This window comes from Rhodococcus sp. 008 (assembly GCF_001682295.1).
GTDB lineage: Bacteria > Actinomycetota > Actinomycetes > Mycobacteriales > Mycobacteriaceae > Rhodococcus_F > Rhodococcus_F qingshengii.
This window is the reverse complement of the sequence record NZ_CP012749.1, coordinates 5341629-5366774: the sequence shown is the minus strand read 5'-3', so window position 1 is coordinate 5366774 and position 25146 is coordinate 5341629. Positions and strand designations below refer to the sequence as shown.

25 protein-coding genes are annotated in these 25146 nt (G+C 62.8%); 11 read left to right on the top strand and 14 right to left on the bottom strand.

Features of this window, described 5'->3' with window-relative positions:
- The first annotated feature begins 1 nt into the window (after position 1).
- Complete coding sequence (locus AOT96_RS25025; RefSeq protein ID WP_030536431.1) at positions 2-718, top strand: ATPase; 717 nt, start codon at positions 2-4, stop codon at positions 716-718.
- A 4-nt stretch (positions 719-722) separates the two neighbouring features.
- Here AOT96_RS25025 and AOT96_RS25020 read toward each other — a convergent pair whose 3' ends face one another.
- The 4 genes from AOT96_RS25020 to AOT96_RS25005 form a co-directional block, all read right to left on the bottom strand.
- Positions 723-2123, bottom strand: coding sequence for a DUF2252 domain-containing protein (locus AOT96_RS25020; RefSeq protein ID WP_007728051.1), 1401 nt, complete (start codon positions 2121-2123; stop codon positions 723-725).
- A gap of 31 nt (positions 2124-2154) precedes the next feature.
- Positions 2155-2574 (bottom strand): DUF1622 domain-containing protein, encoded by a 420-nt coding sequence (locus tag AOT96_RS25015; RefSeq protein ID WP_007728052.1) that lies wholly within the window; start codon positions 2572-2574, stop codon positions 2155-2157.
- Positions 2575-2625: 51 nt separating this feature from the next.
- Positions 2626-3657, bottom strand: a complete 1032-nt coding sequence (locus tag AOT96_RS25010; RefSeq protein WP_231917348.1) for an ABC transporter substrate-binding protein — start codon at positions 3655-3657, stop codon at positions 2626-2628.
- Between the two features lie 101 nt (positions 3658-3758).
- Positions 3759-4103 carry a zinc ribbon domain-containing protein YjdM gene (locus AOT96_RS25005; RefSeq protein ID WP_003944988.1) on the bottom strand — a complete coding sequence of 115 codons (345 nt, stop codon included), beginning with the start codon at positions 4101-4103 and terminating at the stop codon, positions 3759-3761.
- A 113-nt stretch (positions 4104-4216) separates the two neighbouring features.
- Between AOT96_RS25005 and AOT96_RS25000 the strand changes: the two genes are divergently transcribed.
- From AOT96_RS25000 to AOT96_RS24985, 4 genes are all read left to right on the top strand, one after another.
- Complete coding sequence (locus tag AOT96_RS25000) at positions 4217-4849, top strand: TetR/AcrR family transcriptional regulator (RefSeq protein ID WP_003944787.1); 633 nt, start codon at positions 4217-4219, stop codon at positions 4847-4849.
- A gap of 41 nt (positions 4850-4890) precedes the next feature.
- Positions 4891-6462, top strand: coding sequence for an MDR family MFS transporter (locus AOT96_RS24995; RefSeq protein ID WP_003944867.1), 1572 nt, complete (start codon positions 4891-4893; stop codon positions 6460-6462).
- Between the two features lie 17 nt (positions 6463-6479).
- Positions 6480-7076, top strand: coding sequence for a CHAP domain-containing protein (locus tag AOT96_RS24990; protein ID WP_197523606.1), 597 nt, complete (start codon positions 6480-6482; stop codon positions 7074-7076).
- A 209-nt stretch (positions 7077-7285) separates the two neighbouring features.
- Positions 7286-8014 carry an HD domain-containing protein gene (locus AOT96_RS24985; RefSeq protein WP_050656334.1) on the top strand — a complete coding sequence of 243 codons (729 nt, stop codon included), beginning with the start codon at positions 7286-7288 and terminating at the stop codon, positions 8012-8014.
- Here the strand turns inward: AOT96_RS24985 and AOT96_RS24980 are convergent, their stop codons facing one another.
- Positions 8015-8386: a cupin domain-containing protein gene (locus tag AOT96_RS24980; protein WP_030536435.1), complete on the bottom strand. Its 372-nt coding sequence runs from the start codon at positions 8384-8386 to the stop codon at positions 8015-8017.
- An 89-nt stretch (positions 8387-8475) separates the two neighbouring features.
- Between AOT96_RS24980 and AOT96_RS24975 the strand changes: the two genes are divergently transcribed.
- The gene (locus tag AOT96_RS24975; protein ID WP_042919858.1) at positions 8476-9294 is read left to right on the top strand and encodes a helix-turn-helix domain-containing protein; all 819 of its coding nucleotides are present in this window, start codon (positions 8476-8478) and stop codon (positions 9292-9294) included.
- 95 nt (positions 9295-9389) lie between these two features.
- On the opposite strand, the gene AOT96_RS24970 is transcribed toward AOT96_RS24975, so the two are convergent.
- Entirely contained in the window at positions 9390-9845 is a 456-nt protein-coding gene (locus AOT96_RS24970) for a hypothetical protein (RefSeq protein ID WP_228232707.1), read from the bottom strand.
- Positions 9842-10897, bottom strand: a complete 1056-nt coding sequence (locus AOT96_RS24965; RefSeq protein WP_228232709.1) for a LacI family DNA-binding transcriptional regulator — start codon at positions 10895-10897, stop codon at positions 9842-9844. The genes AOT96_RS24970 and AOT96_RS24965 overlap by 4 nt, the downstream gene beginning before the upstream one ends.
- A 70-nt stretch (positions 10898-10967) precedes the next feature.
- Between AOT96_RS24965 and AOT96_RS24960 the strand changes: the two genes are divergently transcribed.
- Entirely contained in the window at positions 10968-12197 is a 1230-nt protein-coding gene (locus AOT96_RS24960; RefSeq protein WP_003944893.1) for an MFS transporter, read from the top strand.
- On the opposite strand, the gene AOT96_RS24955 is transcribed toward AOT96_RS24960, so the two are convergent.
- Genes AOT96_RS24955 through AOT96_RS24940 form a run of 4 tightly spaced genes read right to left on the bottom strand, consistent with a single transcriptional unit; the run spans position 12158 to position 17902 of the window.
- A complete protein-coding gene (locus AOT96_RS24955; protein ID WP_064444674.1) occupies positions 12158-12826 on the bottom strand; it encodes a class I SAM-dependent methyltransferase in 669 nt (222 codons plus the stop codon). The genes AOT96_RS24960 and AOT96_RS24955 overlap by 40 nt on opposite strands.
- 36 nt (positions 12827-12862) lie before the next feature.
- Complete coding sequence (locus tag AOT96_RS24950) at positions 12863-15406, bottom strand: polynucleotide kinase-phosphatase (RefSeq protein WP_065352445.1); 2544 nt, start codon at positions 15404-15406, stop codon at positions 12863-12865.
- Positions 15403-16806, bottom strand: a complete 1404-nt coding sequence (locus AOT96_RS24945; RefSeq protein ID WP_374192578.1) for a 3' terminal RNA ribose 2'-O-methyltransferase Hen1 — start codon at positions 16804-16806, stop codon at positions 15403-15405. Before AOT96_RS24945 ends, AOT96_RS24950 begins: the two co-directional genes overlap by 4 nt.
- A gap of 58 nt (positions 16807-16864) precedes the next feature.
- Entirely contained in the window at positions 16865-17902 is a 1038-nt protein-coding gene (locus AOT96_RS24940) for an Rv2578c family radical SAM protein (protein WP_003944842.1), read from the bottom strand.
- Between the two features lie 98 nt (positions 17903-18000).
- Between AOT96_RS24940 and AOT96_RS24935 the strand changes: the two genes are divergently transcribed.
- Genes AOT96_RS24935 through AOT96_RS24920 form a run of 4 tightly spaced genes read left to right on the top strand, consistent with a single transcriptional unit; the run spans position 18001 to position 21566 of the window.
- Positions 18001-18366 carry a RidA family protein gene (locus tag AOT96_RS24935; RefSeq protein ID WP_019748335.1) on the top strand — a complete coding sequence of 122 codons (366 nt, stop codon included), beginning with the start codon at positions 18001-18003 and terminating at the stop codon, positions 18364-18366.
- A 53-nt stretch (positions 18367-18419) separates the two neighbouring features.
- On the top strand, positions 18420-19304 hold the full coding sequence (locus AOT96_RS24930; protein WP_083197717.1) for a DUF5995 family protein: 885 nt from the start codon (positions 18420-18422) through the stop codon (positions 19302-19304).
- 49 nt (positions 19305-19353) lie between these two features.
- Positions 19354-20787, top strand: coding sequence for a putative nucleotidyltransferase substrate binding domain-containing protein (locus AOT96_RS24925; RefSeq protein ID WP_231917346.1), 1434 nt, complete (start codon positions 19354-19356; stop codon positions 20785-20787).
- Complete coding sequence (locus tag AOT96_RS24920) at positions 20784-21566, top strand: Fic/DOC family protein (protein WP_065352441.1); 783 nt, start codon at positions 20784-20786, stop codon at positions 21564-21566. The genes AOT96_RS24925 and AOT96_RS24920 overlap by 4 nt, the downstream gene beginning before the upstream one ends.
- A 115-nt stretch (positions 21567-21681) precedes the next feature.
- On the opposite strand, the gene AOT96_RS24915 is transcribed toward AOT96_RS24920, so the two are convergent.
- Genes AOT96_RS24915 through AOT96_RS24905 form a run of 3 tightly spaced genes read right to left on the bottom strand, consistent with a single transcriptional unit; the run spans position 21682 to position 25144 of the window.
- The gene (locus AOT96_RS24915; protein WP_054188196.1) at positions 21682-23664 is read right to left on the bottom strand and encodes a 5-oxoprolinase/urea amidolyase family protein; all 1983 of its coding nucleotides are present in this window, start codon (positions 23662-23664) and stop codon (positions 21682-21684) included.
- Positions 23661-24314: an urea amidolyase associated protein UAAP2 gene (locus AOT96_RS24910; protein ID WP_054188195.1), complete on the bottom strand. Its 654-nt coding sequence runs from the start codon at positions 24312-24314 to the stop codon at positions 23661-23663. The genes AOT96_RS24915 and AOT96_RS24910 overlap by 4 nt, the downstream gene beginning before the upstream one ends.
- Positions 24311-25144, bottom strand: a complete 834-nt coding sequence (locus AOT96_RS24905; protein ID WP_065352440.1) for an urea amidolyase associated protein UAAP1 — start codon at positions 25142-25144, stop codon at positions 24311-24313. Before AOT96_RS24905 ends, AOT96_RS24910 begins: the two co-directional genes overlap by 4 nt.
- Positions 25145-25146: the final 2 nt, after the last annotated feature.

The following is a 25146-nucleotide window of genomic DNA, read 5'->3' as shown; positions in this document are numbered from 1 at the left end:
AATGTCCGAGAAATTCGAAATCCGCCGCGAGGTGGTCGTCCCAGGAACCCCCGAGCAGATCTGGGCCGCCATCTCGGCCGAAACGGCCGGCTGGATGTTCCCCTCCCCTCTCGAGATCCCCGCCGACGGCAGCCGCCCGGACAGCCCGATCATCGCGACCTGGGAGCCGCCCCGCGAACTCGCCATCCACATGCAAGGCCCCGACGGCTGGTTCAACAACCTCGAATACGTCGTCGAAGCACGCGACGAGAGCACCGCCGTTGTCCGCTACGTCCACGCCGGAGTGTTTGCCGATGACTGGGACAACCAGTACGACGGCGCGAGCAAGCACACGGACTTCTACCTGCACAGTCTCGGCCAATACGTGCGGTACTTCGCCGGAAAAACCGTCACCTATGTCTCGGCCGAAGGCCCGGAATCCTCGTCCGCGCCGCAAGCGATGGGAACGCTTCGCAGCGCCCTCGGAATCACCTCGGGCGCCGGTGTCGGTGACTCCGCGTCGGTGGAAGTCCCCGGAATCGGAACCGTCGACGCGATTGTCGACTACATCAACGACTGGTTCATCGGCTTGCGCACCGAGGACGCATTGCTGCGGTTCTACGGCCGAAATGCTTTCGGCGGCAACGTCGACGCGGCCCATCACCTCTTCGCAGAGGGCGCTGACGGTGGATCAGCAACGGCAGCGTGGCAGGGCTGGCTCGACGGCGTGTTCGCCTGAGTCGTCACACTCCCCGCTCTGCTGACACGCGACCGTCGTCGATCGCGGTCAGCAGAGCGGCGTGATCGCGAGCATTGCGCTTGGCGTAGGCAGCCGCGAACTCCCCGATCGCGAAATCGAATTCGGTTCCGTCACCGAGATATTCGGCGATCGCTATCCGATCGGACGAGCGAGCGTGTGCGTAGGCAAGGACCCTGGCGCACAGGCGCCCGTAGAGTTCCAGCCCCTGCGGCACCATCTCTTCGATGACTGCCGACCCTTTACCGTCACGCAGTTGACGAATGTAGAAATCGTGCTCACCCTCGTCGAGCCCCGGCCCTCGTTCCCAGCCGAGAAAGATGTCGCTTGTCGCTTGCATCAAGCGTTGCCCGTTGACGACGCGTTCCCCTTCGTTCTTGAAGGTCGGACCATCGACGTAGCCGGACAATACCGAGGGTTGCGCTTCCTTGACCTGCAGGATCAACGGATCGTCGTCGTCGACGCCTTTCATGAGGATCATCCATGCGCGTGTTCCGACGCTCCCGACACCGACAACCTTCCGCGCAATGTGCGTCATCTCGAAGCTTTCGAGCAACACCCGACGGTCCCACTGCAGCGTGCTCCGATACGACCGAACGCGCTGACGTAGCAACTCCTCGATCTGCGTGAGATCGGTCCCTGCGAACAACTCGTTTGCGGGCACGATCAGCGGCGGATCACTGATGAATTGCCGCCGGCCGTCGACGATTTCGGTGAACTTGCCTGCCGCCTGCACACTGTCGCGGCGACGAGCCTTGTCCAGCGTCGCTTGTGTGCGAGCAAGCATGCGCTTCTTCAGGTCGATCTGGAGAGCCTCGAGCCCGTCCTCGGGTGCGATGTGCGAGTACCAGACTGCAAGATTTCCCAATCCTGCCTGGGTGATCATGGTTTCCCGATACTCGGCCGCGCATCCGCGAACGATCTTCTTCCGCTCCTTGCCCGAAAATCCGTTGTCCTTTGCGGCGATCACCAAACTTGCGGCCAGACGCTTGACGTCCCATTCGAACGGTCCCGGGTACGTTTCGTCGAAGTCGTTGATGTCGAACGCGAGCTTTCGCTCGGGCGTCGCATAGATACCGAAGTTGCTCAGGTGCGCGTCGCCGCAGAGTTGGCTGGCAAGACCCGAATCCGGACTGCGTGACAAATCGTCGGCCATCACCAGCGCAGCGCCGCGGAAGAACGAGAACCGCGATGCCGACATCCGCCCGTATCGGATGGGCACCAGGTCCTGTACCCGCGACTTCGCCTGCAATTCGAGCAGTGATATCGGATCACGGTCACTCTCTGCCAGATCCGCGAGCGCGGCCAATGGCGTATCTCTACGCGCCTGGCGCCCGCGCGCCCGCCTTTCGTCGACCGTGAGATGCTCGGTACGCACTGCTGTCATCTGCCCGACCTTTCACTCGCAACGGCTATCGCTACGAACTCGACGCGTCGGGCGTCGTGCGGCCTCCTGATCCGCGCGCTGCGCGTACCAGGAGTTCCGGACTTGACACCAACGCCTTGCGCCACGGAAGTACCCCGTCGATCTCAATCTGAATCGACAGGCTCAGCACGGTCCTAATAAGAACGATCATGCCCAGAACTGCGGCGTCTGTCAGCGACGGCGACGACGTCACCGTCTTCACCAGATCAGCGGCGACAAGGATCTCGAGGCCGAGAAGGATGACCGCGCCCATGGTCTCGCGCAGAGTACGAAACGCCGAACTACCGTCCCGCGTTCGACTCCATGCGCGCCCCGCGATCACGAATGCGAACACGAACCCGAGAACCATGGCGACAACACCGAGTACCTCGAACCATTCGGTGACCAGCTCGAAGAACCTGATTTTGTCCATGGTCATGATTCTCGAGGTAATGCACCGATAAGTCGAGGTGACACGACGGCGTCAGCTGAAGATCCGCTCGATGTCGTCGAGTCGCAGCTCGGTCGCGCGGGGAGAATAGCCCGAGCCCCACAGGCTGTCGTCGACGTAATGGACGTTCCCCGAGCGGACAGCGGGAAGACGCTCCCAGAGCGGGTTCATCGCCAACTGCGCGCGGACGTCCTGCTGGTCCTGGAATGCGCCCACGATGATCACGTCGCTGGTCACCTGATCGAGTTGCTCCGCTGTGAGTGTGCGCGTGAACTCCTCCGATGTAGCTCGTTCGCCGGGGAAACCGAGGGCGTCGAGAAGAGCGTCGACCTGGTTGTAGACGACACCGTTCTCGCCGGTGCGGAGGAGGGTCACCGACGGCAACGAACCGAGGGCGGAGAGTCGATCCTTGATTGTGAGGAGGCGCTCTTCCGTTCTCGCGTTCAATTCCGCAGCAGCGTCTTCGCGTCGGACCGCGACGCCCATCGAGGTGACCAACTTCTTCATCTCGGCCCACGTGAGGTACCCGTTGAAGCCGGCGAATACTGGAACACCGGTCGCGGAGAGTTCGTCGTAGGACTTTGCCGCATAAGCATTTCCGGCGGTCAGGAGCATGACGATCAGATCCGGCGACGCGCCGATGATCGCTTCCTTGTTCCACGTCCCCGCCGTGCCGAGGTTCGGGATGTTCGCAGCCTCCGGCATCGTACGCAACACCGCGTCACCGCTCACACCATCGAGACCGAAGAAGCCGCCGACGATCTTCTCCGGCGGCACACCGAGGTCGAGCACCGTCGCCATGGCGCTGACATGGGCGATGACCATTCGCTGCGGGTCCGACGGAATCTCGACACTGCCCGTCTCATCCTGCACTGTGACGAGACCACTTGGCGCCGAGCCGTTTTCGTCGCTGCTGCACGCTGCAAGCAAGGTCGCGGCCGCGGCACCGAGCCCGGCGCCGAGGAAACCCCTGCGCGTCAGCGCATCGACGATGCGTTTCCACTGCTCGTCTGTATCGAGTGCGGTGTTATCGAGTGCGGGCGCCAGGCAGATCGAGTTCGGCACAGTTCGGTCCATTCGTTCGAGCGGTCGAGAATCACCTCGATTGTGGCTATCGAACCGTCGAAACTGAACAGGATTTCGAGCCGACAACTATCGCTGTCCGGTCACACCTTCTTGACGACGCTCGACTTCAATTGCATCGGTCCGATGCCGTCGACCTTGCAGTCGATGTCGTGGTCACCAACACCCTGAACAAGGCGGATGTTGCGAACTTTCGTACCTGACTTGATGCCGGTCGGACTGCCCTTCACCTTGAGCGTCTTGACGACCGTCACCGTGTCGCCGTCCGCAAGAATGTTGCCTACGGCATCTTTCACCACACCCAGGTCCTCGCCGGCACTATCGGTCGGCGCCCACTCGTGCGCGCAGGACGGGCAGACCATCAACGCGCCCATCTCGTAGGTGTATTCGCCGGCGCATTCAGGGCAAGGGGGCAAGGTGTCTTCCACGCGGTTCATCCTATCCACCAGGCACCCGATCCCCATTTTTGCACTTCATGAGGCATTCTTGGGCGAAATATTGCATTCGATGAAACTTTGCACTCTGTGCAATTATGGATGAAATGGGAACCGAAACTCTCGGATTGCGCGAACGAAAACGAATTGCGACGAGGCAGCTGATCGAGCACACCGCCGTCGAACTCGTTCTCGACCTGGGCTATGACGAAGTGACCGTCGAGAAAATCTGCGAAGCCTGCAATCTGTCGACCCGCACGTTCTTCAACTACTTCCCCACCAAGGACGCAGCGATCGGTGGGCTCATGCTCGTCGTGCCAAGTGAGACGACCATGCTCACGCTCATCGGCGAGCACCCGGACGATCCGCTGCGCGGCGCCCTCGCGGTATTCGAGGCGGCGATGCAAATCGTCGACGAGCGACCCGATCTGCTCGCGCATCGACGCGAATTGTTCGAGCGTCATCCCACGCTGTTGCAACAACATCTGGCCACCTTCCACGATCTTGAAGACACGCTCACCCGGATCCTCACGCGGGAGTTGTCGAACAGAACCGAGTATCGCCGCCTGCACTCGGACACAGCCGCTGCCGACGAAGCCACAGCAACGGTCATCACCGCAGGCGCCGCGATGCGTTACGTCTTCCGAAAATGGCAGAACAGTGAACGGGCAAGCCCCAGAACAGATTTGCTCGATCCGGCACTACTCCTGATGGCTCGAATACTGAGGTCCGAGAGCTGATCCACACTCTCGCACCCGCCGTCACTCAACTAAGGAACTACATGTCCACTCGAGAAGCTGCGACCGTCGAGCCCGACGGCACGCATACCGACACCGAGGCCTCGCCGGACAAACGGTCGATCATCCTCGTTTTTGTCGGGCTGATGATCACGATGCTTCTGGCTTCGCTCGACCAGATGATCTTCAGTACCGCTTTGCCCACCATCGTGGGCGAATTGAACGGCGTCAACCACATGGTCTGGGTGACGACGGCATACATCCTCGCCTCGACCGTCATGATGCCGGTGTACGGAAAACTCGGTGACCTGATCGGCCGCAAGGGCCTCTTCATCGGCGCCATCAGCATTTTCATCGTCGGTTCGGTGATCGGCGGTCTGTCCCACGACATGACCACACTCATCGCTGGTCGAGCCGTGCAGGGACTCGGCGGCGGCGGATTGATCCTGCTGTCCCAGGCGATCATCGCCGACGTCGTCCCCGCCAGGCAACGCGGCCGGTACATGGGTGCGATGGGCGGGGTGTTCGCACTGGCTTCGGTTGCCGGTCCCCTACTCGGCGGCTGGTTCACCGAGGGCATCGGTTGGCGTTGGGCCTTCTGGATCAACATCCCCCTAGGCCTACTCGCCATCGCGAGCGCGATGGCATTTCTGCACCTGCGGAAGCCGAACCTCGGCAAGCCTCGCATCGACTATCTGGGCATGGTTCTCGTCGCGACGGCAGCGACGTGTCTGATCCTGTTCACGACCTGGGGCGGAAACACCTACGCCTGGGGATCGGCCGTCATCATCGGGTTGATCGTCGGCTGCGTCGTGACGGCAGTGGCTTTTGTCTTCGTCGAAAAGCGTGCCGACGAACCGGTGATTCCGATGCACCTGTTCGCTCAGCGCAACTTCGTGTTGACCACCGTCGCCGGCCTGATCATCGGAATCGCCATGTTCGGTGCGCTCGCCTACCTGCCGACCTACATCCAAATGGTGACAGGCAAGAACGCCACCGAAGCTGGATTGATGATGATTCCCATGATGGCGGGCCTGCTCGTCGCCTCCATCGGGTCCGGCCAGCTGGTCAGCAAGACCGGCCGCTACAAGATCTTCCCCATCGTCGGAACATCCATCGTCGCTGTTGCTCTGGTCCTGCTCTCACGTCTGACGCCGTCGACCTCACTGCTGGTCTTCGGTTGCTACATCGCACTCATGGGTATCGGACTCGGCCTCGTCATGCAGATCTTGATCTTGATCGTGCAGAACACCTTCCCCGCGGCCGAAGTGGGAACGGCCACCGCGTCGAACAACTTCTTCCGCCAGATCGGTGCGTCGTTGGGCAGCGCGATCGTGGGCAGCCTGTTCGCCTCGCGTCTGACCAATCTCCTGGCCGAGCGACTCCCGGCGAATGGCGGCGCGGTCGGTGGTGACGAGAACTCCTTGACCCCGGGAATCCTCTGGAAGTTGCCGAGCCAGGTTCGCGAGATCATCGTCGGTGCATACAACGACGCGCTGGCGCCGATCTTCCTGTACCTCGTCCCCTTGGTCATCGCGGCGGTTGTCCTGTTGCTCTTCGTCAAGGAGAAGCCCCTCGCGACGACGATCGATCGCTCGGCGCCCCCGCTCGAGTAATTGACTATCGTGGCGTGATGTCGCACGCACCGAATACGCCCAGACGCACTCTCGCTGTTCTGGGCGTATTCGGCGTTGTGGTGGTCGTAGTTGTCGCCGGCGCACTGTGGTGGTTCGCGCGCGGCGACGACGCTCTTGCCGGCGAGAATCTCGATTCGCTCCCGGCCGTCGACCACAGCATTCTCAGCGCTCAGCAGAGTGCGCTACTGGGCGTCCTCGAGCAGGAGTGGGAGTCAGGGAGTCCCGGCACCAAATACGCCGAGGGTGTCGAAGAATCGTGGTGTGCCGATTTCGTGAGCTGGTCGATGAACCAGATCGGCACGCCGTTCTCGAACCCCAACTCAGGGTCGTGGCGCATCCCCGGGGTGTACACGCTGCAGGAGTATTACGAGTCCGTCGACGCGTTTGTCCCCTACGGTCAGGACTACCAACCCAAGGTCGGCGACACGATCCTGTACGGCGACTCGAGCCCCTTCGGCCAACACGTCAACGTCGTTCTGGTCAACGACGCCGGCACTCTGACGACCGTCGGCGGCAACGAGAACAACAAGGTCATGCTCCATCGCATCGTCCCGTCGGAAGTCCCGGGGATCGTCGGGTTCGGCGTCATCTGAGCCCGAGCCCCACCGTCGTTGCTTGATGGTTCTTGCGATGTGCAGAGGTGAGGCTACAGATTGGGGGTTGCCGTTGGATGGCACTTGCTTTCAACCAATATTCGGATAATTCCGTGTTTCCGTCATTGACAGATATTGGACATCTGTGAAGAAGTTTCCCTGCCAACTAGATTCGTATCCAGCTGTCCCCCACCCAGAACAGGAATTCGATGCGCCCTGGTGAGCTCACCACTCTCGAGCAGATACAACTCATGGCCCGCGCGGCTGCTGCGCAGGCCATGAGTGCTCCGTCGATGCTCCGACTCCGGCTCGGCCGCTACCCCACTCGCACACCCGAGCTGCGCAAACGCCCACTCCCCGACACCAAGCTGTGCAGCGAAGCGCTCGATCACGCCAGAGGAACCCTCTCCCCCGCGGTCTTGAACCACAGCCTGCGCTGCTGGATCTGGGCCGACGCCTTCGCGCAGATCGATGCGATCGAGTACGACCCCGAAGATCTCTTCACTGCGTGCGCCCTTCACGATGTCGGACTGGGCGCAGAAGGATCGGCCGAGCACGGGTGTTTCACCTACATCAGTGCCGCAGACGCAGAAGAACTCGCGACCCGAGTGGGAACTTCGGAGAGGTCGGTACAGCGAATCGGCGAAGCGATCCGTCTGCACATGGATCTGACCGTCGACCGCGGCGCGGGCGCTGACGCCTATCTACTGCATGCCGCAGCGCATTTCGACGTTGCCGGTCGGCGTGCGCCCGAAATTCCGCGAGCAACTGTTGATGCAGCAATCGCGGAGTACCCGCGAACAGGGTTCACCGACGAGTTCACGCAGTCGATGAGGCGCGAGGTCCAGCTCCGTCCGCACTCTCGCGCGGCGACGCTCTGGAGATCGGGCATGGCACTGCCGCTCCGAACCAATCCCCTGGATTGGAAGAGCCGCTAGCTACGTCCAGTCCTCGAGCACCGCGGTTCGTGATCCTCCGACGTTCCCGGTATTCACCACGCCCACGGGTTCGATCAACATCACCTCCGCTTCCTCTTCGGCGATGGGACAATGCTCGACTCCGCGAGGCACAACGAACAATTCACCGGGCCCCAGCGAAACATCTCCGTCGCGCAGTTGGATTCGGATCTGCCCCTTTGTCACCAGAAACATTTCGTCGGTGTCGGTGTGGGAGTGCCAGACGAATTCACCTTTGATCTTGACGATCTTGATCTCGTAATCATTGAGGGCCGCAATCTTCTTGGGCGACCAGTGCTCGGTGAACTGACCGAACTTCTCGCGGAGCGATACCGCTGTTGCCGAACTGTTCATGTTGTTCCTCCCTCGGGCGCGCCACCACTGCGATGACGACCCCGCCACTCTTCGTCACCCGAGGCAGCTGCGTCTTGTACGTTTCTGACATGGACCCCCGCGGCGCACAGATCACCGCGTGGGCACCGAGCCTCGCGGGAATCACCGAGGTCTTCCATGCCGATTTCGTCGGACACGCCTATCCCAAACACACGCACGATCAGTGGTCCCTGATGCTCGTCGACCGCGGCACGATTGCATACGACCTCGATCATCGCGCTCATGGCGCAGCACCAGAGATCGTGACTCTGTTGCCGCCAGGCATTGCACACGACGGAGTTCCGGTCACCGAGGCCGGATTTCGTCAACGAATCCTCTACCTCGACACGTCAGTTCTCGGCGAGGTCCTCATAGGCCCGGCGGTGGACAGCCCCGAGATTCGAGACCCTCTGCTGCGCCATCGCATCGATCAACTGCACTCTGCACTCGGCCCGGACGGCGAATCACTCGAGGCCGAAAGTCGCCTGGGGTTCCTCGCTGAAAGATTGAACGAGATCCTCACACCGGCCACAGGTCGATCCCTTCACACGCCGACCGTTGACGAACGCGTTGCCGATCAACTTCGGGACCTGCTCGATGCGCGACTCACAACGGGAATCACGATGCGGGAAGCGTCGAACATCCTGCAGCGGAAGCCCACGTATCTGATCAAGAACTTCGCGAAGCATTTCGGGCTTCCGCCTCACAAGTACGTGACGGGACGTCGAATCGATCTGGCGCGACGCGCAATCCTCGCCGGGCGCGAATTGGCGGACGTGGCCGTCGACGTCGGATTCCACGATCAATCCCACCTGTCGCGGCACTTCGTCAAGCATGTCGGGGCGCCGCCCGGCAAATACTCACTGAACGTGGCCAGTGGAGCGCGCTAGTCGCAGCACCTGGCACCGGTTTCGTCGAGCAGACACTGGTTCCGGTCAGCTGGAGTCTGTGTCCACTGAATAAAAACGGTGTCAGGTCCCAACGATCAAGCAGCCGTCTCGAGGTCGACCAGGAGGAAGTCCTCGCGCCGCGGCCCGTATTCACGATCGGTCAGCTGGTACGAGCGCAACGCACGAGGTGCACGCGCCAACTCGTAGAAGCGCTCGGAGCCAGGCACGAATTGCCTCGTAGCCCAACCCCAGTTCGGGCCGTGCGGAAACTTCGGGTCGGGCAGCATGTCGGACTCCATCGACATGAGCCGCAGGCGCCGAACTACCCCGGTCGTGGCGGCATCTGCGCCGAAGTCTATCCACGCCTGACGCGCGTTTGGGTCGTCACGAGGAGTTCCGGCAAGTAGGTGCAATGCACCCGCGACTTCGGCAACCGCCCACCGGCGCGGGTTGTCGACATTCCAGGAGAGTCCCCACCGGACGGTCTCCCCCAATTCTGGAGGAACAAACCACCGAAAACGCAGACCGTCGATGACTACCGGCGTGATCATCGCGTCGAGGTTCGCCGACGCACCGACCATTCGACCGGCTCGACCGCATCGTCGAGCCCGAGAACCACGCGAGCTGCGTTGCGCCCTTGATCGAACAGGGACTGGCGAACCGTTGTCAGGCCGGCGTCCGATGCGGCTGTTGTGTCGTCCCATCCGACGACTGCGACATCGTCGGGCAGCGCGAGGCCGAGTTCACGGATCGCGTCCAGAACCCCCAGAGCCAGTTCGTCACTCATCGCCAAGATGACATCGGGCCTTCGGCTCTCGGGAACGTCGAGCAGGGACCGAGCCATCCGCGCACCCTCGCTCCGCTCGTTGACAGTGACGACCCCTACCCGCACCGAGGGCCAATCGAGGCCCGCGTCGCGGACGGCGCGCTCGTAGCCCTCGAGCCGATGGCGGGACACCGGAAAGAACGCTTCACCTGGATCCACGTCCATCCGAATCTCGGACCGACGCTCACGATCCCACGGAAGGCTGATCACCGCGGGCCGCTGCGCCCCCGACAACCCGACTGCCGCGATCGCGACGGCGCCGGCAACATCGTCCATCCCGACGAGATCCACACCCTCGTGCAACGGACCACCCTGGATGCATGCGGGTTTTCCGGTGCCGACAATCGCGTCGAGGATGGGATCGTCGAAGACGGTGGTCCAGACGACAAAACCGTCTACTGCCGCGTCGCGAACTCTGTCGACGTCTCCCGGTTTCCCCGAGTTCGGCAGCATCATCAGCCCGGCGTTCGCATCCAGGCACGCTTCGGCGACTCCCGAGAGGAATCGCCGAGCTACTGCGTCTTCGAAGGCGTACGTCAGCTTCTCGCTGAAGACGACCGCGATGTTGTTGAATTTCCCGCTCCGCAAGGACTGCGCCGCCCGGTTCGGGCCCGCGTACTCGAGCTCTTCGGCGGCGGCGAACACCTTGGCCCGCGTTGATTCAGACACGCGCTCGGGCTGCGCGAAGGAGTACGACACCGACATCACCGACACGCCTGCGGCCTTGGCGACGTCGGCCATCGTCGGACGACTCGAACGCTGCGCACGTATGGCCATGAGCATCAGCATAGCGAGTGAAAAATATCCATTGCGCAGGTGTGTATCGATACATGTATCGTTACACAACATGACTGCTCGACTGCCGAAGGCAACCACGCTACGGCTGATGACACTGGCCGGAGCAGCCTTCGCCTACGTGACGGCCGAAATGCTCCCCGTCGGACTGCTCAGCGAAATCTCGACGGACCTCGACGTCACCGAAGGGCGTGTCGGCCTACTGCTGACCTTCTACGCATACGGTGTCGCGGTCTTGACGCTTCCGCTGATCGGAGCGGTCAAAACCTGGCCGCGACGACGCGTCGTCGTTCTGACGGTGGCCACCCTCGCGGTGTCGCAACTGGTCGCAGCATTGGCCGTCAACTATCCGATGCTCGTGATCGGACGATTGCTCTGCGCTGCGACGCACGGAGTGTTCTGGGCTGTCGTTGCACCGGTCGCTGCCACCCTGGTTCCGCGCGGACAACAGGGCAAGGCCATCGCGATGGTGTATGCCGGTACGTCTCTCGCTTTTGTTCTCGGAGGACCCCTGTCTTCGGCGATCGGCCAGTCCTGGGGTTGGCGGACCGCGTCGGCGGCAATCGGTGTGGTGGCAGTGGGCATTGCTTTCTCACTGCATCGTGCGTTGCCAGAAATGCCGGTCGATCAACACCATCGGAGTAAGCGAGACAAACCGAAGCCGACACCGGCGATGAAACGGGCACTCGCCGTCATCTGCGCGGCAACGCTGTTTGCCGCCCTTGGGCAATTCGCTTCGTACACGTTCTTCACACTTCTGGTGGAGGAAAGCCTCGGCTCGTCCGGTGGCATCCGTACCGCGATGCTTCTGGTCTACGGCGCCGCCGGCGCCGTCGGAGTGTGGGTCGCCGGCAAGTACTACGACCGCCGACCGCGCCTCTTCACGCTCATCTCGATCGCGACGGTGGCAGGCGCGCTGGCCATCTTCTGGCTCTTGGCGCCGTCGATGGGAGCGTTCGCTGTCGTCGCCACGATCTTGTGGGGTGCGGCGTTCACTACCGTTCCGATCTGCCTCCAGTCCTCGGTTCTGCGCGCCGTCCCTATCGGGACCGACCGTGCCTCGGCCATCTACGTTGTCGTGTTCCAGATCGCGATTGCAACGGGCGCTCTGCTCGGTGCGGCCGTCGTCGACAGTGGCGGGCTCTCACATCTGGCGGGCATCGGGGTCGCTCTGATGATCGCTTCGTTGGCGATAGTCGGGTTCGGCCGACGCGCGTTTCCCCAGGAACCGGAACGGTCTACTCACTCCCCCACCGACGCGCCGGCCGGACTCTCGTCGTAGATCAGGGTGTATCGCCAGAACAGTCGTCTCCTGATCCGGCTACCTGGCAAATACAACGCGGCCGCGCGTCGGACGTCAGCCATCGACTCACCCGGTTCCGCGGTGGGAGCTGTCATCGCCTTCAGTGGCTCGGAGGCAACCCGTCGATGCTTGACGACGCCGACGACGGGATTGCACACGGTCGCCAACACCGACAGGAGTGCGTCGGTGGCTGTGGTCGATCGATAACACCCGACCACGACGAGCCGCCCGCCCGGTTCGAGCAGGCTACTCAGCTGCTTCATCGATTCTTCGAGTGGAAGATGATGCAACGCTGCGACGACTGTGATCGCGTCGTACTTCGCCTCGGATGCAAAGTCCTCGATCCGCTGCGCGTCGATGATCACGTTCTCGTCGTCGACAAACCTTGCGCGCACGGCGGCCGAGGTTGTCAGGTCGGGTTCCACACCGACCACCACGTCGAACCGCCGACGCAAGAGGTCGATCAGATTGCCGGTCCCGCTCCCCACGTCGAGAGCGCGACCGGACCTGACCCCGCGCAGATTACGTAGAACCCACCGGCCGTAGTGATCGTTGTGACTCCACGGATGGCGTCGATTGAAACCGTCCAAGCGAGCAATCACACCCATACCCGACGGTATCAATCCGAGCCCGCGCACCGGCCGTCACAACCGCGGGTCGACCGGCTCCGATTCGAGAGCCAGCACCGCGAACACGGCCTGGTGCGCTCGCCACAAAGGTTCACGGTCGACGAGCCTGGATACCGCCTCCATGCCGAGCGCGTACTCGCGCAGCGCCATCGACTGCTTGTGTCCGAGGTTGCGGTTACGCAATCTCGCAAGCGTCGACGGTTCGAGGTAGTCGGCACCGTAGATCAATCGCAGGTACTCCCGGCCGCGGACCTTGATCCCCGGCTGAACCTTCGCGTTGTACCCCCGCGGTCCGTGAATCTGATTCGCCAGCGGTTTGACGACCATCCCCTCACCACCGTCGCCGGTGAGCGACTCCCACCACTTCGTCGCTTCGAACACCGAGTCCTCGGAACCGAGATCGACCACCAGGCGACGTGTAGTGGTAAATCGACTCGGGTCGGCCGCGGCCAGGCGGTCCGAAATACCGAGGTGCCATTCGTGATCCCGTTCCCCGTACGACTGGCCCTCGGCCGCCAGAATCTGGAACGGCGCGATGGTGACGCCGTCCAGTCCGTTCGTCGGCCACACGTACCGTCGGTACGCCTCGCCGAAGCGCTCGATACTGGCGGCCCGAACAGTTGTCTGTTCGAACATCTCCGCCACGTCCAGGCCCCGCGACCCGGCCCGCGCCAGCACGGCCTCGCGAGCTGTGAGGTCTGATCGCCCGGCCGCCGCGACCGACGCGTACTGCGAGCGCAGCAGACCTTCCGCTTTGACGTTCCACGGCAACAGTTCGCAGTCGAGGAGCAGCCAGTCGGTGCCCAGCTCTTCCCACAACCCAGCGGAGGTGACTGCGGCGGCGATGTCGTCGATCAACTGCTGAGTCAGGTCGTCGTCGAAGAACTGGCGGCCGGTGCGGGTGTGCACCATCCCGGTGAGCGCATCCGGTGCGTCGAAGCGGGACTGAGCAACCGATCGATCACGGCACACGAGCACCACTGCCCGCGAACCCATGTGCTTCTCTTCGCAGATCACTGTTCCGATTCCGCCGGCCCGGTATGCGTCGAACGCGGTCGACGGGTGTTCCAGATAGTCATCGGATTGGGCGCTCGCGCAGGGCGCCATGGTCGGCGGTAGGTACCGCAGCCATTGCGGCGCGACCGCGAATCGGCTCATCACTTCCAAGGCGCCGGCAGAGTTGTCGGTGCGAACGGACACTCGACCGCGCAGTTCGGTGTCGACGCCGGTCGTTTCGAGGACGTCGGCGAGATCGAGCACATCCGGATCACGAGTCGGCGGTGCCAGCGGTACCACCGGCTCGTACCAAACCTGCTCCGCCGGAACCGACACGATCTCTCGTTCCGGGTATCGAAGGGCGGTGAGGGATCCACCGAAGACGCACCCGGTGTCGAGGCACGCGGTGTTGTTGATCCATTCCACCTCGTGCACCGGCGTGTGACCGTAGAGGACCATCGCTGATCCTCGGTAGTCCTGCGCCCACGGGTATCGAACGGGTAAGCCGAATTCGTCCGTCTCACCGGTAGTTTCACCGTAGAGCGCAAAGCTCCGGACTCGACCGGATGCCCTGTTGTGGTAGTCCTCCTTGAGACCGGCGTGCGCGACAACGAGTTTGCCGTCGTCCAGGACGAGGTGCGCGACGAGGCCGTCACAGAAGTCGACGACGCTTTCGCGGAACTCCGCCGACTCGGTGGCCATCTGCTCGAGGGTCTCGGCGAGTCCGTGACTCGGCGTGACCTTCTTGCCGCGCAGCGCCTTGACGAGTTTGTTCTCGTGGTTACCCGGAACCGCTATCGCGTGTCCCGCCGCGACCATCCCCATGACCAGACGCAGCACACCGACCGAATCCGGACCTCGATCCACGTAGTCACCGAGGAAGACGGCAGTTCGCCCGACCGGCGGCACCGCATCGACAGCTCTGCCATCCGTCCCGAAGTCGATGGTGTAGCCGAGTTTCACGAGGAGCGTCTCGAGCTCGCTTCGACATCCGTGGATGTCACCGATGACGTCGAACGGACCACGCTCGACACGCAGATCGCTGCGGAGCGGGTGGCGCAAGAATGTGGCTTCGGAAACCGCGTCCTCACCTCTGAGTATGTGAACCGAACGGAAACCTTCCTTGCCCAACCCGCGAAGCGAGCGAGTCAGCTGTTGGTGCTGGCGGCGAATGACGTCGCGTCCGAACGTCCGATCAGAGCGTGCGTCGTTGCGCGCAGAACAGACCGATTCCGGAATATCGAGCACGACTGCCACCGGCAGTATGTCGTGCTCGCGAGCCAACGCAACGAGTCGCTTGCGCGCGGCGGGCTGGACGTTGGTCGCGTCGACCACCGTGAGGCGTCCGCGTCGCAAACGCTTGGCCGCGACGAACTCCAGCACTTCGAAAGCATCGGACGTCGACTCCTGTGAGTTCGGATCATCACTGACCCACCCTCTGAATGTGTCACTCGAGAGAGTTTCGAACTCACCGAAGTGACGCGCCGCGAAGGTCGACTTTCCCGAGCCACTGACGCCGATGAGTACTACCAGGGCGAGATCTGGAATCTCGTACACCGTCATGACGTTCGTGCCTCCTTCGTGAAGATTGCCATCTGTGTCGGCCCGCCAAGGACCGGATCAATTGCTCCGACAAATTCGAACTCCACGCAATAGCCGTGGACTCGGGCCGTTTCGGTTGCCCAGTCGCGGAATTGGGTTCGGGAGAACTCGAACCTGTGATCGGGGTGCCTGAACTCTCCCGCGGCCAATGCCGGATACAGCACGTTGTAGTCGGCATTCGGAGTAGTCAGCAGCACATACTGCGGTGCTGCGTCCACGAAGACCGATCTGACCAGCGCCGGCAGGCGCGCCGTGTCGACGTGCTCGACCACCTCCATCAGCACGGCTGCGTCGAAGCCTTTCAAGCGCGCGTCGCGGTACGTCGCGGACGACTGCATCAAAGACACACGTTCACGTTGGGCGTCGGACATTTCGGTGAACTTCAATCTGCGTTGCGCCCGTGTCAGTTCGCGCGCGCTCACATCGACGCCGACAAGTTTGTCGAATTGAGCGTGCGGCATCAGCACCTCGATCAGTTTGCCTTCGCCGCAACCGATGTCGACAATCGTTCTGACGTGCAGTCGCTGAAGCGTCGCCAAAACTGCGTCGACGCGAAGCCGTGCCAGCGGCGGATCCGGTCGCGGTAGTTCGATCTGCGCCTCTGCTTGGTCGGGAATCAGTCGATCGACCACCGATTCGACCAGGTCGCGTCGACGCGCCAGGTAGCGGGACATGATCAGCGCGGAATCCGGATGCGACGCCAACCACTCTCCAGCGACGCGGATCAACTTGTCTGCCTCGTCGGGTCCCACCCAGTAGTGCTTCACGTCGTCGAGGACCGGCAACAGCACGTAGAGGTGCCGAAGGGCACTCTGCACCGTGTGTTCCCCGGTGAGCGTCAACGACACGAAGTCGGAGTTTCCCCACGTCGGCAGGTGCGGATCAAGCTGCACCGGTATCGCGGTCACATCCCAGCCCAGCGGCTCGAACAACCGACGAGGCAATTCCGCATCGCCGCCACACGGAACCACCGGAATCGAGACGGTCAACGCGAGTTCGGTTCCGACGAGTTCCGGGTGCGACTTGCACGTTCCCGTCAACGCGGTGCGAAACAGCTTCGACAGAGCAACCGAGAGTATGGACGACGCCGCATACGGCCGATCGTTGACATACTCACCCAGCGAAAAGTTGTCGCCACTCTTGCCGCGTCGATACCTACTCTGCACAAGTTCGATGGGGTCGACGTCCACAATCACTGCCACCGTGGTCTTTTCGGCTGAGGCCTCAGGGTACAGAACCGTGGCGGTGCCGATCGCCAAGTCGAAGCTTTGCACGCGGTCGGGATGTTTGTGCAGCAGGTAGCTCAACGCGGTCGCATCAGGAGTCTGCGGGGTCGGGGTGGACGTCAGTGTGAGTAGCACCAGGCGAATGTAGCCCGGCAAACGTCCGGGGCGCCTCCGATTTACGCGCCCGCGGCCGTCAGAACAAAGTGAGAGCTGCTCCCGCACCCACCAGTTCCCGGGGCGCCTCACGCGGCTCACTGCCAGCTGCACTGACGTCTCGATGCTCCGAACGACCACCCAACCCATGGCGCTCGACCAGTGGCTCGACACGGCTTGCGAGCCAACGCTTGTATTCGGGAGTGACATACGCACCCCGCCCGTACAGCTCGCGGTAGCGACGGATGAGCGCCGGATGTTCCTGTGCAAGCCAATTCATGAACCAACCCCGAGTACTCCCCCGCAGGTGCATCGGGAAGACCGTCACACTCGTCGCACCGGCTTCGGACAGTGCCTCGAACAGCCCGTCGAGATGACTGGTGGAATCAGTGAGGAACGGAATGACCGGCGCCACCATGACATTGCACGAGAATCCCGCGTCGGTGATGGCGCGGATCATCTCCAGACGCGCCCGCGGCGACGGGGTACCAGGCTCGATCTGCTTCTGAAGTGCAGCGTCGTTGATCGCCAACGACACTCCGATTCCGACGTCGACCTGCGCTGCCGCCATTTTCAACAGCGGCAGGTCCCGTCGGAGCAGAGTTCCCTTCGTCAGGATCGAGAAGGGAGTTCCGGATTCGGTCAACGCGCGAATAATGCCGGGCATCAAGCGGTATCGGCCCTCGGCTCGCTGATAGGGATCGGTGTTGGTACCCAGTGCCACCGCCTCCCGTTTCCAGGACTTTCGCGCCAACTCTTTGCGCAGCACCGCGGCAATGTTCGTCTTCACGACCACTTGGGAATCGAAATCCGCGCCGGCGTCGAGGTCGAGATACTCGTGACTCGGTCTCGCGAAACAATATCGGCATGCGTGCGAGCAACCACGAAAAGCGTTGACGGTGAAGCTGAACGGCAACGTCGACTCTTCGGGCATCTTGTTGAGCGCGCTCTTGCAGAGCACCTCGTGAAACGTGATTCCCTCGAACTCGGGAGTCTGCACGGAGCGAACCAACCCGGCCCGTTCGAGTCCGGGTAGCGCTCCGTCATCTGCATCCAATGCCTGACCCGACCACCTCATGGCCCCAAGTCGAACACTTGTTCTAAGGTATGTCAAGATGGAGCGAATACCTGACCGTGCCTCACCACGGCCGGGAAGTTGTTGGCAGAATTCGGTGCATGTCGAACAGAATCAATATTTCGTCCGGTTCCGAATGGGAACCCAAGATCGGTTACTCCCGTGCCGTGCGCATCGGTAACCAGATCGCAGTCTCCGGCACCACCGCTCCTGGTGAGACCCTCACAGATCAGACCCGCGCAGCGCTCGAAACGATCAAGGCGGCACTGGCCGAGGCCGGCGCCTCGCTCGACGACGTCATTCGCACTCGCATGTACCTGCGCGACATGACGCAGTGGGAGCAGGCCGCTCTCGCGCACGGTGAAGTGTTCGGCGAGATTCGTCCCGCCACGACGATCCTCGAGGTCAGCTCGCTGATCGACCCCGCTCTGCTCATCGAGATCGAGGCCGACGCGGTTCTCAGCTGATCGCCAATCCGGACATTTGTGAAATGGGCGCCTAGTCTGAGCCGATGAAACCGATGCGGCTGTATCCGTTGACGCTCGCGCTCGGCATCACCGCCGCTTTCCTCTCGCCCGGTTCTGCACTCGCAGAACCGGGCGAGAGTCTTTCGACGGCTTGCGGCAGCCCGCTGAGCAATGCCGAGGTGGGCCGGATTGCCGAACTCAGCGACGTCACGACGCTGAACGGTGCCGGACTGCCTCGGCTCGAGACCGCTGTCGAACGTCATCGTGAGATCACGTCGATCCTCGTCTCACACCACGATTGGCGAGGCTTGTTCTCCATCGGCCTGGACGCTGCCGAACACGAGGCGGTGATGCCGCTGCAGCGAGACCCTGCGGCCTTCGCCGATGACGAGTGGGCCCATTCCGTCAGCTTCGAATTGTTGCGCAGGTACCTGGTGAACGTCCATGCGGAGTTCACCGGTACTCCCACCGATCCGGCGTGGAACAACTACTTCACCCTGACGCGTCAGTGCGACGCCAGTCCGGCACGAGTCGCCATGGCCGGCTACAACGCGCATCTCACCGTCGACCTCGCTCACGCCGTCGCCACTTCCGGAACCACAGCAGAGGATGTCCCCGATTTCTACAAGATCGTCGATTCCATTGCCGTCAAGGGTGGTTCGATCGTGACCCTCACCAAGGCCGAGTACGACGCCGATCTGGGGCCGCTCTGGCGGTTCTACTTCGTCGGCGAAGGACTCGACCGATTGGCCGGAAACTCGCAGCCCTCGGAACTGCTGCTCCGCGCCGCCGACAGCGGATACAACACCATCACGCTGGCCAACGGATTCGCCCTCCAGAATCCGCAGACACGTCCGGGCGCAGAACAGGAGATCGACGCACTCTGGCGTACTACAGATTCCGCTCTCGACGTACTCTCGCGACTCGGTGGTCTCTGACATCTCACCCTCCGCTGCCTGAACCGGACACACCTGCGACAATGACCCCATGACGGGGCACTCGACGGGGCAAGGCATGCAGAGTCCCGCCATGCGCCGGGTGCGAGACCTGTTGCGCGGGCCCGCAATTGTCTGCGACGGCCGGGCAACCATCCGCGAGGCCGCGAAGTTGATGACCGATGCGGGCCGCCGCGCTGTTGTGATCCCGACGGAGACAACCGGTTTCGGAGTCTTCACCGAAGGTGACCTACGTGCTCGTGTGGTAGTCGGTGGTATCGACAGCAATCAGCCGGTATCAACGGTGATGACGCCGTCAGCAGTGACAGTCGATCCGGATCGATTGGGCGCCGACGCCGTGACCGACATGCTCGAGTACGGATTGCGCCATCTCCCGGTCGTGACTGAGGCAGGCGCACTGATGGGCGTGCTCGAACTCAGCGACCTCCTGACTTCGGCCACCAATCAGGGTTTCGAACTGCGCGCAGCGCTCGCCACAGCACAGGATGACGCCCACCTCGTCGAAACAGCCCGCGCGGTCCCTGTTCTGGTGACGGAATTGGTGGCGTCACGGGTCTCACCGCTCGACATCGGTGCGACGCTGGCGGTGCTGATCGACGTGACGGTCAGGCGCGCCATCGAATTGGTGGTGGACGGAGACGAGCGACCGGATTTCGCGTGGCTGTCGCTCGGCAGCGTCGCCAGACGTGAAGCGCTCCCCTCTTCGGATATCGACAGTGCGCTGGTGTGGGGCGGCGAATCTCATCACGAGGGAGCCGACGCCGCGAAGACCATCCACGACATCCTCGATCTGTGCGGGTTCCCTCGCGACACCAAGAACGCCGTCGCGACCCAGGCCAGGTTCGCTCGGACGCTCCCACAATGGCGCACTGCGCTGCGGAAATGGGTATCCAATCCGTACCAGGACCAGGCCCTGGTCATGTTGTCGATGCTGGCGGATGCCCGCGTCGTCGCGGGCGATCCGGCGTTGGATCCTCGCCCTGCGGCGTTGGATCAACTGCGACTGCACCCGGCCGTCATGCGACTGCTCCTTCGCGAAGCCGTCGGAGACAAGGCAAAGCTCCATTCGTTCAAGGACGTGATGACGCGTCGGACCGGAACCGTCGACCTCAAAGCCAGCGCCGTCCAACCGATCGTGAACATCGCTCGTTGGGCGGGGATTTCCGTGGGCGCCCGCACGAGTTCGACACTCGAACGCCTCAAGGCTGCAGCGGGAAGCGGTTTCCTACTCGACGACGACGCCCAGGTACTGATCGAATCTTTCGAGGTGTTGCAGCAGATTCGTGTCCGCCACCAGACCGATCAGTTCGCGGCAGGTCGGCCACCGACCGACGAAGTCGTGATCTCCGAACTCACTCCGCTCTCGCGGAGCTTGCTGAGCAATGCAGTGCGCGAGGTCGCAGGTGTGCAACGACGACTCGAATATGCCGCGTCCGCGTCGGCGCTACCCGACATCGACCCGTGAATCACACTGCGCTCGAACAGGTTCTAGCGGCGGAGCGCCTCGAAGGCTGGGATCCGAGTAACGAGCAGATCGCGGAACTCGAGGCCGTCATGATCGGGATGCTCTCTCGGCGTGAGTATTTCGAGCAGGAATTGGCGCGAGCCGTCGGCCTCTCGTCTGCGATTCCCCCGCGGATCCGCTGGCGACGATCAGCGCCGTACGTCTATCGCGGTACATCGGTTCTCGAGAACAATTTCGACGTACGAGATCCCGCCGCACTGCAATCACTCGAGTTCGCGGCGACCGCGCTTCGTCTGGGTGAGGCGCATCTCGGCAGCGACCTCGTACCGCACACGCGAGACACAGCCGAACTTCTCCTACTTCACCAGCACGTTTTCCAAGATCTGTACCAGTGGGCCGGACACATCAGAACCGTCGACATCAGGAAAGGTGCGGCAACGTTTGCTCCGGTCTCGGCGATTCGGAACTACCTGTCCGAGGTCGAAGAGATCATCGCCGCCGTCGATTGGGTAGCACTCGATCACGGCGCTGCGTCGTTCGCGCTCGCATCGGTGTACTCGACGCTCAATCATGCCCACCCGTTTCGGGAAGGAAACGGGCGAACCGGAACCCTCTTCCTGCACCGACTCGCCGCGGACACCCGGTATCAGCTCGACTTGTCGCGGGTGAGCAGAACCGAGTGGGTATCCGCGTCGAGGGATTCTGCGCCTTTCCGGCCCACCGGAACCCCGTCGCCTCGCCCGTTCATCGATCTGTTCAATCGCGCGCTGACTCGCTGACGCAAACATCTGCTGCCCGTTCCAGGCGGACTGAACACCGTTACTGCTGAGTGAGCACCGCTTCCGACACTCTGGAAGCGGTGCTCACTCGAGGAAAAGGGTGCTCACTCGACCATCAACCGGGCAGCGCGAACTCCCCTGCGTCGGACCAGCGCTGACGCTCGGCCCCGAACGCGACGGACTGCATCGCACGGAACTCCTCGATCGAGCGCGAGTTCGACGCGAGGAACTCCTGATGCTCGGCCAGCGAGAAGCTGCCGTCCTCGATCTCGACGCCCCCGCCGCGGCCGGCGGCGGTGTCCGCGCGCAGATCCATCAACTCTTCCGGCTCGACGGGGTACCAGGAGATCCGGTCGAAGAATCGCAGCAACCACGGAGTGCCCTCCTCGAACGGCCCGGACTTCGCGGGGTGGCGGTGATTCCACACCTGCGTCGTACGTCCGACGAACTGGTACCCGCCCGGGCCTTCCATGCCGTAGATGCAGAGGTACGCCCCACCGATCCCGACGGCGTTTTCGGGGGTCCAGGTGCGGGCGGGGTTGTACTTGGTCGTGACCAGACGATGACGCGGATCGAGCGGCGTCGCGACCGGCGCTCCGAGGTAGACGTCACCGAGTCCGAGCACCATGTATTCGGCGCCGAAGACGGTGCCGAACACGTCGTTCACGGATTCGAGACCGTTCATCCGGCGGATGAACTCGATGTTCCACGGGCACCACGGCGCGTCGGCGCGAACCCCGTGCATGTACCGCTGGATCGCTTCGCGCGTTGCCGGGTCGTCCCACGACAGTGGCATCCGCACAGTGCGACTTGGCACAACGAGTTCGTTGGCCGCCGGCAAGGTGTCCTCCGCCTCGGCGAGCATTCCCATCAGCTTGCGGACGGGCAGCACGTCCGGGTCGACGCGGACCTGCAGGCTGCGGATTCCCGGGGTGAGATCGAGTAGTCCGGTCGGCTTCTCGGCTTCGAGTCGCTGGTGCAGTGCATGAGCACGCGCACGTAACGCCAGGTCGAGATTCATGTCGCCGTATTCGACCAACACGTTGTCGTCGCCTGAGCGCCGGTACGTGACCGCGGTGTCGCCGTCACGACGGGCTATGACGCCGTCGTCGCCGTCACCACCGGAGGAATGAACAACCGAATTGGAGGCTCGACGCGATACTCCGAGGTCACGCCGGGAGGCTGCCCGTTCGGCGCGGACCGGCACGAAGCGAATCTTGTTCCCGGGAGCCAACTGTCCGAGCTTCCAGCGATCAGCGGACACCACTGTGATCGGGCAGACGAAGCCGCCGAGGCTCGGTCCGTCGGGTCCGAGGAGGATGGGCGTGTCGCCGGTGAAGTCGAGTGCACCGATCGAATACGCGTTGTCGTGGATGTTCGAAGGGTGAAGTCCGGCTTCGCCGCCGGTGGTTCTGGCCCAGTCTGGTTTCGGACCTATCAACCGGACACCGGTGCGGTCGGAGTTGAAGTGGACCTCGTACTCGGTCGCGTACAGCGTGTCGATGTCGGAGCGGGTGAAGAACTCCGGCGCCCCGTGCGGGCCCTCGGTCACCGCAAGTTCCCAGCACGTGTGTATCGCCGGAACATGCTCGGCGGGAACAGCTCCCGCGACCCCGGTCGCCTGTCCGAGTTTGAGAACGTCTCCTGCCCGCAGAGTCCTACCTTCGTGTCCCCCGAACCTGCCCAGGGTGAAGGTCGACGCACTGCCGAGATAGTCGTCGGTCTCGATTCCGCCCTGTACGAGTACGTAGATGCGCAGTCCCGGGCCGCTGACCGTTCCGACGTCGAGCACCGATCCAGCGGGGACGAAAACTGGTCGCCACTGACCGTGTACGACGCCGTCGACGGTCACCGACACCGGGGCACCTGTGATGCAGACCGTGGTGTCTTCGTCGAACGTCATGGCAGGTCCGGCCATCGCGCATTCGATGCCGGGGGCGCCTTCGGGGTTTCCGAGTGCGGTGTTTCCCAACCGAAACGACAGGTCGTCCATCGGGCCCGATGGTGGGACTCCGATCTGCCAGTATCCGACGCGTCCTGGATAGTCCTGAACCGTCGTCAGCATTCCGGGACGCACGATGGTCAGTTTTGCGTTCATTCGTCTGCTCCCGGCCGTGTGACGATCATGCGGACGGCCGTGGGATCGAAGCCGTTGCACGGGTTGTTGATCTGCGGGCAGTTGGACACGAGGACGAGCACGTCACGTTCGGCACGCAACGCGAGCCGCTTGCCTGGTGCCGACAGTCCGTCGACGATTCCGAGTGTGCCGTCGGGGTCGACCGGGACGTTCATGAAGAAGTTGATGTTGGACACCAGGTCCCGCTTACCGAGCCCCCATTTTGCGCCCTCGACGAGGAAGTTCTCGACGCACGCGTGCTGATGCTTGGTGTGGTGGCCGTATCGCAGGGTGTTCGATTCCTGTGAGCACGCGCCGCCGACGGTGTCGTGGTTTCCGACCTCGTCTGCGACCAGGGTCATGAGTGGAGTTCCGTCGTCACTGCGGAGCACGGAGCCTGTGGACAGAAACAGGTTCTTCTGAGCTGTGACCGTCGCTGCTGCCGAGTACCGAACGCTGTGATCGTCACCGGCGTAAACGAGGGTGTCGACGGCTTGATTTCCGTGTAGATCGACGATGGTCAGGACGTCACCGGCGCGGACAACTGCGGACCACGGCCCGAATGCGTCCGCGATCTCGTCGAGGATCACCGTTCCGGGAAGGAGGGCGGGGACATCCAAGGTGGTGGTCATGCGGTCTCCTCCAGGTTCGAAGCCGTCCAGGCATCTTCGGTATTGAGCACTGCGCGTTGGTATTCCGGCCCGAGATCGTCAAGGCTGCCGAGTTCGTCGGCGGCCTTCCACGCGAGCACTTCGAGGGACGTGGTGGGAAACTGCGGCGCCGGATCGAGTGGGTGCGCGGTGTTGGCGATCATCACGATGACGGGCAGGTGAATCAGAAGGTCGACCGTTGCGCCTGAGCCGACGGACCCCGTACTGGTGAGAGCGCCGTCCGCCTCGACGCGGACACCATGGAAGAAGGACAACGGCGGCGCTATGTCCTGCGGCCCGAGTCCGTTCTTCGCGGCAGCGACGGTGAACAGTTCACGACCGGCCGGTGAGGCACTGTGCAGCGAACCCTGCCCGTACTTCGCCTCGTTGGTGGCGCGTGACGTCGTTCCGCAGAACGCGTCGTGGTGACCCGACGTGTCTGCGACCACGGTCGCAAGTACTCGCCCCTGATCGGAGAGCAACGGGTGCCCGACGCCGAGATAGGCCTGCCATGGCACCTTGACGGTATCGGCGACGTTGAGACGCTCCCAGGGGGCGTCGGCGCGATAGAGCAAGATGTTTGCGCAGGCGCTGCCAGCGATGTCGCGAAGTCGCAATCGGGTTCCACGTGCGAGAACCTTGGTCGTGTACCGCCCACCCGGCACGGTCTCAGCCCAGGTCAGACGTTCGGGAGCGACGTCTTCGGGTGGGTTCGGCCAACGCGTTGCCGGCAATACGGGCATGGAATCGGTGATCGTTCCAGCTTGAGACCGGGCATGCTCGCGCGCTCCGGCGGTGGTCTGAGTACTCATGG

Bases quoted from the DNA above. Each gene is read 5' to 3' on its own strand.
- AOT96_RS24970 (WP_228232707.1), bottom strand. From the start codon at position 9,845: ATGATCACGCCGGTAGTCATCGACGGTCTGCGTTTTCGGTGGTTTGTT.
- AOT96_RS25000 (WP_003944787.1), top strand. From the start codon at position 4,217: ATGGGAACCGAAACTCTCGGATTGCGCGAACGAAAACGAATTGCGACG.
- AOT96_RS24905 (WP_065352440.1), bottom strand. From the start codon at position 25,144: ATGAGTACTCAGACCACCGCCGGAGCGCGCGAGCATGCCCGGTCTCAA.
- AOT96_RS24915 (WP_054188196.1), bottom strand. From the start codon at position 23,664: ATGAACGCAAAACTGACCATCGTGCGTCCCGGAATGCTGACGACGGTT.
- AOT96_RS24985 (WP_050656334.1), top strand. From the start codon at position 7,286: ATGCGCCCTGGTGAGCTCACCACTCTCGAGCAGATACAACTCATGGCC.
- AOT96_RS24990 (WP_197523606.1), top strand. From the start codon at position 6,480: ATGTCGCACGCACCGAATACGCCCAGACGCACTCTCGCTGTTCTGGGC.
- AOT96_RS24995 (WP_003944867.1), top strand. From the start codon at position 4,891: ATGTCCACTCGAGAAGCTGCGACCGTCGAGCCCGACGGCACGCATACC.
- AOT96_RS24925 (WP_231917346.1), top strand. From the start codon at position 19,354: ATGACGGGGCACTCGACGGGGCAAGGCATGCAGAGTCCCGCCATGCGC.
- AOT96_RS24935 (WP_019748335.1), top strand. From the start codon at position 18,001: ATGTCGAACAGAATCAATATTTCGTCCGGTTCCGAATGGGAACCCAAG.
- AOT96_RS24980 (WP_030536435.1), bottom strand. From the start codon at position 8,386: ATGAACAGTTCGGCAACAGCGGTATCGCTCCGCGAGAAGTTCGGTCAG.
- AOT96_RS24910 (WP_054188195.1), bottom strand. From the start codon at position 24,314: ATGACCACCACCTTGGATGTCCCCGCCCTCCTTCCCGGAACGGTGATC.
- AOT96_RS25020 (WP_007728051.1), bottom strand. From the start codon at position 2,123: ATGACAGCAGTGCGTACCGAGCATCTCACGGTCGACGAAAGGCGGGCG.
- AOT96_RS24975 (WP_042919858.1), top strand. From the start codon at position 8,476: ATGGACCCCCGCGGCGCACAGATCACCGCGTGGGCACCGAGCCTCGCG.
- AOT96_RS24940 (WP_003944842.1), bottom strand. From the start codon at position 17,902: ATGAGGTGGTCGGGTCAGGCATTGGATGCAGATGACGGAGCGCTACCC.
- AOT96_RS24965 (WP_228232709.1), bottom strand. From the start codon at position 10,897: ATGGCCATACGTGCGCAGCGTTCGAGTCGTCCGACGATGGCCGACGTC.
- AOT96_RS24950 (WP_065352445.1), bottom strand. From the start codon at position 15,406: ATGACGGTGTACGAGATTCCAGATCTCGCCCTGGTAGTACTCATCGGC.
- AOT96_RS24960 (WP_003944893.1), top strand. From the start codon at position 10,968: ATGACTGCTCGACTGCCGAAGGCAACCACGCTACGGCTGATGACACTG.
- AOT96_RS24955 (WP_064444674.1), bottom strand. From the start codon at position 12,826: ATGGGTGTGATTGCTCGCTTGGACGGTTTCAATCGACGCCATCCGTGG.
- AOT96_RS25015 (WP_007728052.1), bottom strand. From the start codon at position 2,574: ATGGACAAAATCAGGTTCTTCGAGCTGGTCACCGAATGGTTCGAGGTA.
- AOT96_RS24930 (WP_083197717.1), top strand. From the start codon at position 18,420: ATGCGGCTGTATCCGTTGACGCTCGCGCTCGGCATCACCGCCGCTTTC.
- AOT96_RS25025 (WP_030536431.1), top strand. From the start codon at position 2: ATGTCCGAGAAATTCGAAATCCGCCGCGAGGTGGTCGTCCCAGGAACC.